The sequence below is a fragment of the Allobacillus sp. SKP2-8 genome, assembly GCF_007559355.1.
Taxonomy (GTDB): domain Bacteria; phylum Bacillota; class Bacilli; order Bacillales; family Alkalibacillaceae; genus Allobacillus; species Allobacillus halotolerans.
This window is the reverse complement of the sequence record NZ_VMHF01000002.1, coordinates 194,410-206,200: the sequence shown is the minus strand read 5'-3', so window position 1 is coordinate 206,200 and position 11,791 is coordinate 194,410. Positions and strand designations below refer to the sequence as shown.

Below are 11,791 nucleotides of genomic sequence, written 5' to 3'. Positions count from 1 at the left end.
TGCAACATGAATTTTCAACCAAACAAAGGAGGCTACACACATGTCTGAAAAAGAACGCAAAGAGTTTTTTAAAGAAAGAGCAGGAACGGATGATGCTCGGTATCATGTTGTTCCTTTTGATGAAGAATGGGCAGTGAAGGAAGAAGGAAAAGACGAACCAGAATATACAACAGATTCAAAGGACGAGGCAATCGAAAAAGCAATAGAACTTGCTGAAGAAAATGACACAATTGCTTATGTTCACAGTTCTTCAGGGGAAATTGAAGAGCAATATGATTATGAAACAAAGTAAAAAGCAGTAAAGGATTGGAATCAAAACTAAAATATAAATCGATATTTCTCGGGAAATATATTACTGTTTCTTCTTAGAGATCATTTGTTATTTCTTAAGTAGAGGATCTCTTCGAGTGTCGTTTCACTTCTGCAAAACAAGGCATATTTTCCTGTTTACGAAGGTATATGCCTTGATCCGTCCATACCAAAAGTTTCATAAAATCCAGTATGTTTCCATCTCAATCGGCCAATACTATGACCATCATAAACTCTATTGTAAAGGTGGATTCATATGATTGAATTGGATACAACGATTGAAGGTAAGCGAACCTTTTATGGAAACATGCTCTCAGAAGCTAAAAGACTAAAATTTACACTTGGTGGTTGCTGGGACTACGATCGTGGTTGCATCGATTCGATTTTATGGCGAGAAGCAGGTGAAACCATTTACTTGCGCTTACCCTTTCAAGTAATCGAAGGTGAACTCGATCGCCCCAATGCGTTAATTGAATTTGAAAAACCGTATGTCATTAAACATGTTGTCAATATTGGTTTAGAGAAAGATGCAAATGCTTTAGCAACCATTTCAGGTCTGGGACAATTTCAAAAGCCGCTGGATACGGACGGAAAGATTCATGATAAGAATGAGTGGGAAGAAAATGGCGAGGAAGCTGTTGAAAAAATTGTTTCCCATGTGAACTTTTTAGAAGAAGTTTAAAAAAGTATAGCATGTACTGTTGAATAAGGCGTTCACCATCTTAACTGGCGGGTGAATGCCTGTTTTCTATTTTTGACGTTTATACTTTGTTTGGTCATACTTATAACAGGATAAGATAATAGGATATGAGGGAAACGACTCGTTAAAATCAATTATTGGAGTGACCGCATATGGGAAAACCCAATCACCTAATCGATGAAAAATCACCGTATCTACTACAACATGCATACAACCCAGTCGAATGGTATCCATGGGGTGAAGAAGCATTCGAGAAGGCGAAAACAGAAGACAAGCCGATCTTTCTATCCATTGGGTACTCAACCTGTCATTGGTGCCATGTCATGGCTGATGAAAGTTTCGAAGATGAAGAAACGGCTAAACTGCTAAATGAACGTTTTGTCTCCGTTAAGGTCGACCGGGAAGAACGGCCGGATGTCGACTCGATCTACATGAAAATCTGTCAACAGATGACAGGGCATGGCGGATGGCCTTTATCCGTCTTCATGACACCGGAACATGTACCATTTTATGCAGGAACCTATTTTCCACCGAAGGGACGCTATGGGTTACCGAGCTTCACAGAAGTTGTCACACAGTTATATAAGACGTATAAGAATGACAAAGAGCAAATCAAGGATGTGACGGCCAGTGTTGAGCAGGCGATTAAGCGATCTCAATTGAAGGCGGGTGAGCAGCGCTTGGATCAAACGGCTGTACACAGAGGATATGAGTTGTTTACTCGATTATACGATGAAACAGATGGTGGTTTCGGTGGAGCGCCTAAGTTCCCATCACCACAAAATATCCTTTTTTTACTCCGTTATTATGATCAAACGAATAATGAACAGGCATTGCAAATGGCTGAACACACACTCCAAGCAATGGCTAATGGTGGTTTGTGGGATCATGTCGGATTTGGTTTTACACGTTATGCCACAGATGAAAAGTGGCTAGTACCCCATTTCGAGAAAATGCTGTATGATCAAGCCTTTTTGTTGATGGCTTATACGGAGGCTTATCAAGTTACACGTAAGCCTTTTTACCAACAAATCAGTGAGCAAATCATCCAATTTATACAGAGGGAAATGACGAGTGAAGAAGGCGTCTTCTACTCGGGCATTGATGCCGATTCGGAAGGGCAAGAAGGAAAGTATTATGTTTGGTCTTTTGAAGAGGTCTATCAAATCTTGGGCGAGCAGTTGGGTGATTTATATACAGATGCTTACCAAATAACAAAACAGGGTAATTTTGAAGGAAAGAATATTCCTCATTTAATTGACGTAGATTTAAAACAAGTCGCTGAGCGAAATACGTTGTCGGTTCATGAGCTAAATGAACAGTTGGAAGAAGCGAGAAAACTACTTTTAATTGAAAGGGAAAAACGAGTTTATCCGCATGTGGATGATAAAATCCTAACTTCCTGGAATGCGATGATGATTACCGCGTTGCTAAAAGCAGCCAAGGCATATCAGCAACCTGCCTATGCTGTTATGGCGTCACAAGCACTTACATTTATCGAGGAAAATTTGTTTCAAAATAGACGTTTAATGGCCAGATACAGAGAGAATGACGTAAAATATAAAGCTTACTTGGATGATTACGGCTATTTAATATGGGCCTATCTAGAATTTTATGAAATTGATTTTGACTTGAATTACTTACAAAAAGCCAAGCAATTGATGGATGAACTATTCACATTATTTTGGGACGATGATGAAGGTGGATTCTTCTTTAATGGTGAAGATGGTGAAACATTGATCGATCGTGAAAAGGAGATTCAAGAAGGAGCTATCCCATCAGGAAACAGTGTAGCGGGAGTACTATTAGCCCGGTTGGGGGCATTGACTGGTGAAACTGTTTATATTGAAAAACTTGAAGAAATGTATCACTTATTCTATTCCATTGTTCAGAAACATCCATACGTCACGAGCTTTTTCTTGCAAAGTTTGTTAATGACCGAATTCCCATCCAAAGAAGTCGTCTTGTTAGGTAATAAAAAAGAAGATGGCTTTAGAGAATTCGTTCATCATTATCAACAAAGTTACAGTCCACAAATCTCATTAATTGCAGGTGAGGCAAACGAATTAGTGAAAGTGGCCCCGTTCACGAAAGATTATCAACAAATAAATGATCAAACGACATTATTTGTTTGTGAAAACTTCTCCTGTCAAGCACCGACGACGAATTACCAAAACGTCATTGGTGATTTATTTGGAAAGTAGGTCTACCATTTAATGAACTAAATAAAAAATGGAGCATCGCGCAAATGGATGTTCCATTTTCGTTTCTTTTGTTAAGAGTGTTCATGCCTCTTATTACTTTTCAAACTAGTTAATTATCGATATGATAAATACAACAGAATAGTAGGGGATGACATGATGGACCGACGTATTTTAATTGTAGATGATGAGGATTCGATCACCACATTGATTGAATATAATCTAGAACAGGAAGGTTATGAAACGGTCGTATATCAAGATGGTAAGCAAGCATATGAAGCAGCGAAGAATGATCATTTCGATCTTATCGTGTTGGATTTGATGCTTCCGTCGATGGACGGCATGGAGATCTGTCAAAAGTTACGGCAGGATAATATTCACACACCAATCATTATGTTAACGGCCAAGCGTCATGAGCAGGATATGATCACTGGACTTGAATATGGTGCAGATGATTATATGACGAAGCCTTTTAGTCCTAAAGAATTGGTGACCCGCGTAAAAGTTGTTTTGAGACGAACGCAGCCGGTGGAGGAGTCAGGAAAACAAATTCGACTGGCTCATATTCGTGTAGACCCAGAAACATATGAAGTATTTAAAGAAGATGAACTCGTTGAATTTACAAAAAAAGAGTTTGATTTACTAATCTATTTAGTGAAACGAAAAAACAAACCGGTTCCACGTGCCAAATTACTAAAGGATGTTTGGGATTTTGACTTCGTTGGAGACACAAGAATCGTTGATGTACATATTAGCCATCTACGTGAAAAACTAGAGCTCGATCCCAAAAAACCAACATTGATTAAAACGGTAAGAGGAATTGGCTATAAAATTGAGGGATAAAAAATGACGAAAAGCCGGAAAACTGGAAACCGAAATACATTATATATTTATATTCTATTGATCATTGCTTTTTTCACTGTGCTTAGTTATATATTCTCTCAAATTGCACAGCACTATATTGTTCAGTCGGCTGAACAACAACTAGATAATGATGCGAATTTTATCGGTGAGCAACTTGAGGATGAAGCGGAACAGCGTGGATTGGACAATTCGGACCTTGCTTATTATGCTGAATATTTTCAAGTAGATTTATATTTTCAAGATGACCAACAAGAATTGTCTACGTTTGTTCCTGATAACGATGACTTTTTGGAGGTTTTACGCGGTCAAGCGTCTGAAACCGGGTATTTATTGAAAAATGATCGGTTGATTTATACGTATTCTGTATCTGCTGGTACGACATTGGTTGTCGTAAGCGAAGAACTACCGATACGTGAATTGCAATGGACAGTTTGGCTACTCGTCAGCATTATAGCTGTTTTAATCATTGCTTTTCTATGGAGTTTTGGAAATCGTTTGTATGATAGCTATGTGATGCCGATTCGAAAGGCAGCCGATACAGCGGAGCGGCTAGTGGAAGGTGATTATCAAGTAAGGATCCATGATGCCCCCTATGGGATTGCGTCTGAACTGAGTCATTCAATCAACCGCCTGGCTCGTAATTTGGATTATATTACAGGCAAGTATGAGAATCAAAATGACCGGCTGAAGACTGTTGTCAATAATATGGTGAGCGGTGTTTTGTTGGTCAATGATAAAGGCATTACTCGACTGATCAATGATGCATTTGTTGAATATTTTTCTGTTGACGAGAAAAATATCATTGGTGAAGTTTACTACGAAGTCATTGATCATGAGCATTTAAATGAATTAATTCAAGAGGCTATTTTTACAGAAGAAAAAAAGCATGCACTGATTGAAACGCTAGGCCATTATTTTGATGTACATGTTGCGCCGATTAAAAATGCAGACGACACGTGGAAAGGCATTGTCGTGGTATGTCATGACATAACGGAGATAAAGCAAGTTGAAAATGTAAGGAAAGACTTTGTTGCCAATGTTTCGCATGAATTAAGAACACCACTTACTTCCATGCAAGGTTTTGCTGAAACACTTTTGGAACAAAAAGTCGATGAACAGAAAGAGAAAGAGTTCTTGAAAATCATTGAAAAAGAGAGTAAACGATTGAATAATCTTGTAGAAGATTTATTGGATTTAGCTTTACTCGAGAAAGATTCTTTTCAACTGGATAAAACTGAATTTCGCTTGAAGATGCTGATGGATGAAGTTTACCAAGTAGTTGAAAAGACAATCGAAGCAAAGAATATTCAAACGGATGTTATCGTTCCAACTGATTTAACCGTCTACGCGGATTATCACCGCTGGTATCAATTAGTATTGAATTTATATGTGAACGCTGTTCAATATACGGATGAAGGCGGCCATATTGAATGGCTGGTGGAACAAACGGATGAAGAAATCATCTTACAAATTAAGGATAGTGGTATTGGTATCCCACAAGAACAGCTTCACCGGATTTTTGAACGTTTTTACCGGGTCGATCAGGCGAGAAGCCGGCAATCCGGTGGGACTGGTTTAGGACTATCGATAGTGAAGCATATCGTTGAGGTTCATGAGGGTGAGATCGACATTGATAGTACCCTCGGTGAAGGAACTGAAATTACGGTTCGTTTACCTAGAAACTAACCGAAGCAAGAATTGAGAAATAGAAAATGGGGTGCTTGAATGGCTGATGAAGTAATATTAATTGATGGGAATAGTGTATTATATCGAGCGTTTTTCGCTTTACCACTATTGAGTAATGATCAAGGGGTTCATACAAATGCCGTTTACGGATTCACAACGATGTTGTTGAAGATTTTGGAGGAAAAAAATCCAGAAAATATTCTGGTTGCCTTTGATGCGGGCAAAACGACATTCCGTCATGAGACTTATAAAGAATATAAAGGTGGTCGACAAAAAACACCACCTGAACTTTCTGAACAATTCTTGATTGTACGCCAGTTGTTAGATGCATTTGGTATTAAGCATTATGAGTTGGATCAGTATGAAGCAGATGATATTATCGGAACCATTTCGAAGCAGGCATCTGAGCAGAAAAAGCATACGAACATCATTACAGGTGATAAAGACTTACTGCAGCTGGCTGATGATTATACAACCGTATCGATTTCCAAGAAAGGTACCTCTGATTTGGAAGAATACACACCAGCTACAATTCCTGAGAAAATGGGTGTTTCCCGAGATCAACTGATCGATTTCAAAGCATTGATGGGTGACCCTTCAGATAATATTCCGGGCGTAGCAGGTGTTGGTCAGAAAACAGCAGCAAAACTGTTGAAACAGTTTGATACACTCGAAAATATCTATGAAAACTTGGAAGAAGTAAGTGGCAAAAAGTTAAAAGAGAATTTAACGAACCACAAAGAAGATGCATTCATGAGTAAAGAATTAGTGACGATCAACCGGAATTCACCGATTGAGATCAGTGTCGAGGACATTGTTTATCCAGGATATGAAACGCAAAAAGTCGTCGAGATTTTTAAAGCTTATGGATTTAACTCGTTAATGGACCGAATCGATGGGGAAGCAAGCGAAGAACCGGTTGAACGCGCTGAAGTAAACTTTCAAAAAATCACTGAATTGAATGATGACATTCTTGGTCCGAATGAAAATATTTTCATTATGGAGCTATGGGAAGAAAATTATCACTCATCCGATGTAGTCGGTTTTTCATTATCCAATGAAACCGGACATTATTTCATTCCAACGGAGGTCGCGTTTGAATCAACAAAATTCGTCGACTGGCTCAAAAATCCAGAGAAGAAAAAAATCGTCAGCGATTCAAAAGCGATGAAAGTAGCTCTTGCTTGGAAAGGAATTGAAGTAGAAGGCATCACATTCGATTTATTGCTGGCTTCCTATATCGTCAATCCGCAAAACTCGGCACATGATTTGCCGGGTGTCGCAACATTTTATGGTATCCATGACACGTCATTTGACGAAGAGGTCTATGGAAAAGGGGCCAAACGAAAGCTACCAGAAGAGGATGTCTATGCGGAACATATTGTTCGAAAAGCATTCGTCGGGCATCAGCTTCATGATATTTTACAAAAGGAATTACAAGAAAATGAACAAGAAAACCTTTTTCATCAATTGGAAATGCCGCTAGCCATTATTTTAGGGGACATGGAACATATCGGTGTCCGAGCAGATGTCGAACGGTTGAAAGAAATGAAGGATGATTTAGATCTGCGTTTACAAGAGATTGAAAAACGTATTCATGAGCTGGCTGGACGAGCGTTCAACATCGATTCACCAAAGCAGCTTGGCGTTGTTCTGTTTGAAGATTTAGGGCTTCCAGTCATTAAAAAAACGAAGACAGGCTACTCTACAGCTGCTGATGTTCTAGAGAAGTTGCAGCATGAACATGAAATTGTCGATCAGATTCTTCTTTATCGACAGCTTCGCAAATTACAATCAACTTATTTAGAGGGCTTATTAAAAGTCGTACACAAAGACACGAATAAAATTCATACGCGTTTTAATCAAGTGTTGACACAAACTGGCCGATTGAGCTCTGTTGATCCAAACTTGCAAAACATTCCAATCCGCTTGGAAGAGGGAAGAAAAATACGCCAAGCATTCATTCCGTCTAAGGATGATTGGATCATGCTCGCAGCCGATTATTCTCAAATCGAACTTCGAGTATTAGCTCACATCTCCCAAGATGAAAAATTGATTGAAGCATTCAGACAAGGAAAAGATATCCACACGCAAACCGCAAGCGAAGTTTTTAACGTCAAAGAAGATGAAGTAACGTCTCTCATGAGGCGTCATGCAAAAGCCGTGAACTTCGGGATTGTTTATGGAATCAGTGATTATGGTTTAAGTCAAAGCTTGGGCATTTCCAGAAAAGAAGCTGGCGTGTTCATAAACACGTATTTGAATAGCTATCCAGGTGTTAAGAAATATATGGAGGAAATCGTCAATCAAGCGAAGCGGGACGGGTACGTCGAAACGATAATGAATCGACGACGCTACTTGCCTGAGATAAATGCACGGAACTTCAACCGTCGAAGCTTTGCCGAACGGACAGCGATGAACTCACCAATTCAAGGAAGTGCGGCAGATGTCATTAAGCAAGCGATGATCGATGTCAAACAAGCATTGGAAAACTCCGAAATTAACGCAAATATGCTTCTGCAGGTTCACGATGAATTGATTTTTGAAGTGGCAAAAGAAGATGTCGATGCGCTGAAGAACCTTGTAACAGAAACAATGGAAAATACAGTAACATTGGATGTACCATTAAGTGTCGATGCGTCCTTCGGTGACACATGGTATGATGCGAAATAATCGAAGTACTAGAGATAAAAAGAGATTCAGTAGATGAAATCATGGAAGAGAGGAAGTACAGCAATTGCCTGAACTACCAGAGGTTGAAACCGTTCGTCGTACGCTAGAGCCATTGATAAGTAAAACGACGATCAAAGACGTCGACATTCGTTATGCTGGAATTGTCAAAGAACCTGAAGATACAGAAGCATTCAGGCATTTACTCATTGGACAAGCCTTTCAGCAAATCGATCGACTAGGGAAGTTTTTATTGTTTCGATTAGATGGTTACACACTTGTCTCCCATTTAAGAATGGAAGGAAAGTATGGCATTCACGAAGCAAATGAACCGAAAGATGCCCACACACATATTGTTTTTTCATTATCAAATGGAAAGGAACTCCGTTACCGCGATGTGCGTAAATTCGGAACGATGCATTTAAAGCCGAATGGAACGGAGTTAACGACTGCACCATTAAACAAACTCGGGTTCGAACCATTTGAAGAGGGTTTTTCACCTGAATATTTATATGGTAAATTACAAAAAACAACACGGAAAATAAAGCCAGTCTTACTTGATCAAACGATCGTAACGGGATTAGGGAATATTTATGTAGATGAAGCATTATTCTGGAGTAATATTCATCCTGAACGAATTGCCAATACGTTGACCTTCCAAGAGTGCGAGCGATTACATGAAATGATTATAAAAGTATTGGATGATGCCATCAAAGTTGGTGGCTCATCCATTCGCTCTTATTTAAATTCACTTGGTGAGATAGGTATGTTTCAACTTCAAATTGCCGTTTATGGAAAAGAAGGGGAAGCTTGTAAAGTATGTGGCACTGAAATTGAGAAAATAAAAGTAGGTGGACGTGGGACACATTTTTGCCCGGTTTGCCAACCACCTTCAAAGTAAAAAACAAAAATTGGGACAATGAACGCCCCGGTTAACAAGTACAGCACATGGTTAGAGCTCTTTTCATAAGATAGGTAGACCGCTTATGGAAGGAGCTACTTTTACATGAGCCCTTATTTCATCATGGTATTACTTAGTTTTGCTGTTAGTTTTGATAGTTTTTTCTTCGGCTTCACCTTTCAGTTACGCTCCATTCAGCTAAGTCTTCGATTTGTTTGGCTGATTGGTTTAGTTACTGGTAGCTGTTTTATCATCGGAAGTTGGATTGGAAAGTACTTTTTATATATGCTTCCATTTTCATCTGAATACATTGGTGGGATGATCTTTATCTCCATTGGTCTTTGGGTACTATTCCAATGGGCAACAGAGCAAAAAGAAAAACTAAAATCCATTGAGCCACCATGGACAATTGTAGATATATGGCGAGTGTTAAAAGAACCGCAAGAAGCGGATCTCGATCGTTCTGGTTCCATTCGAGGAGTCGAGGTTTTCGTTGTAGCCATCGCATTATCACTTGATTCCTTAGCGACAGGAATTGGAACCACCTTTACAGAGTTACCCATTTATGTACTTGGCCTTATGGTAGGGATTTTTTCAAGTCTATTTTTACATCTCGGTGCATGGACGGGTAAATGGTTGCGTCAATTTCACTCCACACATCTCTTTGCATGGATTCCAGGAATCATTTTAATCGGAATTGGTATTTCATATTTTATAGGGTAGGGATTATGATGACATTAGTAGTAGGACTTACAGGAAGCATTGCGACAGGTAAATCAACGATATCCAATATGTTCAAAGATGCGGGATTTCCAGTGATCGATGCCGATTCGATTGCACGAGAAGTTGTTAAGCCAGGAGAGACAGCGTTTGAGAAGATTAAGGCACATTTCGGAGATGAAGTGATTGCTGGTGATGGTACACTTGATCGGAAACGTTTAGGAAATATTGTGTTCAATGATGACCAAAAACGTACAGAATTAAACCAAATCATCCATCCAGAGATCCGAAAAAAAATGCTTACACAACGCGACGACTTGATTAATAAGAATGTACCATTAGTTGTCATGGATATACCTTTACTATTTGAAAGTCGTCTTTTTGATTATGTCGACCGCATTCTCGTTGTCTATATACCAGAAAAGCTACAATTGGAGCGTCTGATGGCAAGAGATGGCAGCACGAAAGAAGAGGCACAATCACGTGTAGACGCACAAATATCCGTTGAAAAAAAGAGAGAGAAAGCCGATGCAATCATCGATAACAGTGGCACAATTGAACAAAGTAAACAGCAATTAAGTGATATTTTATCGAGGTGGAACGTGCCACATTCACTTGAATAGTAACGTTTGTCAAAAACAATTCAAAATCCATCTTCCTTTTCGACATGAATGTGTTATACTATTTGTGAGATTTTTAAATTATGTATAACGTTTATGCCTTAGGAGGATGTAATATGACAACAACACGTATAGCAATCAACGGTTTTGGAAGAATCGGCCGCATGGTATTTCGCCGTGCTATGAAAGAAGATCAACTGGATGTTGTAGCAATTAATGCAAGCTATCCTGTTGAGACACTAGCTCATTTAATTAAGTATGATTCAAACCATGGAAAATATGACGGTGAAGTAAAAGTAGAAAATGACAAATTAATGATAGATGGACAATTGATTGAAACAGTTTCCAACCGTAACCCTGCAGAGCTGCCATGGAAAGATTTAAATATTGATGTAGTCATTGAAGCGACTGGAAAATTCAATTCCAAAGAAAAAGCGCAGCCGCACATCGATGCAGGCGCTAAAAAAGTGGTTTTGACCGCACCAGGTAAAGGTGGCGTTGACCGAACAATCGTAATGGGGGTTAACGAGGGCGACTATCAACCTGAAACGGATGAAGTTATTTCAAATGCGTCTTGTACGACGAATTGCTTGGCACCTGTAGCTAAAGTGTTGGAAGATCAATTTGGTATTGAAAACGGGTTGATGACAACTGTTCATGCATTCACCAATGATCAGAAAAACTTGGATAACCCACATAAAGATCTACGTCGTGCCCGTGGTGCAACTCAGTCAATTATCCCTACTTCAACTGGTGCAGCCAAAGCACTTGGAGAAGTAATGCCGACACTTCAAGGGAAATTGCATGGAATGGCACTTCGCGTCCCAACACCAAACGTTTCACTTGTAGACTTAGTTGTAGACGTCAAACAAGATGTGACCGTTGAAGAAGTTAATCAAGCATTCTATGATGCAATGAATGGTTCCATGAAAGGGATTCTATCAATCAATAAAGAACCACTTGTTTCAATGGATTACATGACGGATGCTCATTCTTCGATTGTTGATGGACTTTCGACGATTGTGATGGGAGACCGAAAAGTTAAAGTGCTTGCTTGGTATGATAATGAATGGGGTTACTCCTGTCGTGTAGTAGACCTTGTTAAATATATTGCTGATTC

The 11,791-nt window shown here is 39.2% G+C and carries 10 protein-coding genes; all 10 read left to right on the top strand.

Going from position 1 to position 11,791, the window contains the following annotated elements; genetic code table 11:
- Positions 1-40 precede the first annotated feature (40 nt).
- Positions 41-292, top strand: a complete 252-nt coding sequence (locus FPQ10_RS04285) for a DUF2188 domain-containing protein (RefSeq protein ID WP_144160794.1) — start codon at positions 41-43, stop codon at positions 290-292.
- Between the two features lie 273 nt (positions 293-565).
- Complete coding sequence (locus FPQ10_RS04280) at positions 566-991, top strand: YugN family protein (protein WP_144160792.1); 426 nt, start codon at positions 566-568, stop codon at positions 989-991.
- A 170-nt stretch (positions 992-1,161) separates the two neighbouring features.
- Positions 1,162-3,213, top strand: coding sequence for a thioredoxin domain-containing protein (locus FPQ10_RS04275; RefSeq protein WP_144160790.1), 2,052 nt, complete (start codon positions 1,162-1,164; stop codon positions 3,211-3,213).
- Between the two features lie 156 nt (positions 3,214-3,369).
- Complete coding sequence (locus tag FPQ10_RS04270; RefSeq protein ID WP_144160788.1) at positions 3,370-4,053, top strand: response regulator transcription factor; 684 nt, start codon at positions 3,370-3,372, stop codon at positions 4,051-4,053.
- Positions 4,054-4,056: 3 nt separating this feature from the next.
- Entirely contained in the window at positions 4,057-5,760 is a 1,704-nt protein-coding gene (gene pnpS, locus FPQ10_RS04265; protein WP_144160786.1) for a two-component system histidine kinase PnpS, read from the top strand.
- Between the two features lie 39 nt (positions 5,761-5,799).
- On the top strand, positions 5,800-8,433 hold the full coding sequence (polA, locus tag FPQ10_RS04260; RefSeq protein WP_144160784.1) for a DNA polymerase I: 2,634 nt from the start codon (positions 5,800-5,802) through the stop codon (positions 8,431-8,433).
- Positions 8,434-8,497: 64 nt separating this feature from the next.
- Complete coding sequence (mutM, locus tag FPQ10_RS04255; protein ID WP_144160782.1) at positions 8,498-9,331, top strand: DNA-formamidopyrimidine glycosylase; 834 nt, start codon at positions 8,498-8,500, stop codon at positions 9,329-9,331.
- 105 nt (positions 9,332-9,436) lie between these two features.
- Entirely contained in the window at positions 9,437-10,054 is a 618-nt protein-coding gene (locus tag FPQ10_RS04250) for a manganese efflux pump (protein WP_144160780.1), read from the top strand.
- A gap of 8 nt (positions 10,055-10,062) precedes the next feature.
- Positions 10,063-10,674, top strand: a complete 612-nt coding sequence (gene coaE, locus FPQ10_RS04245; RefSeq protein WP_144160778.1) for a dephospho-CoA kinase — start codon at positions 10,063-10,065, stop codon at positions 10,672-10,674.
- Between the two features lie 113 nt (positions 10,675-10,787).
- On the top strand, positions 10,788-11,791 hold a 1,004-nt coding region (locus FPQ10_RS04240; RefSeq protein ID WP_144161058.1), incomplete at its 3' end, for a glyceraldehyde-3-phosphate dehydrogenase.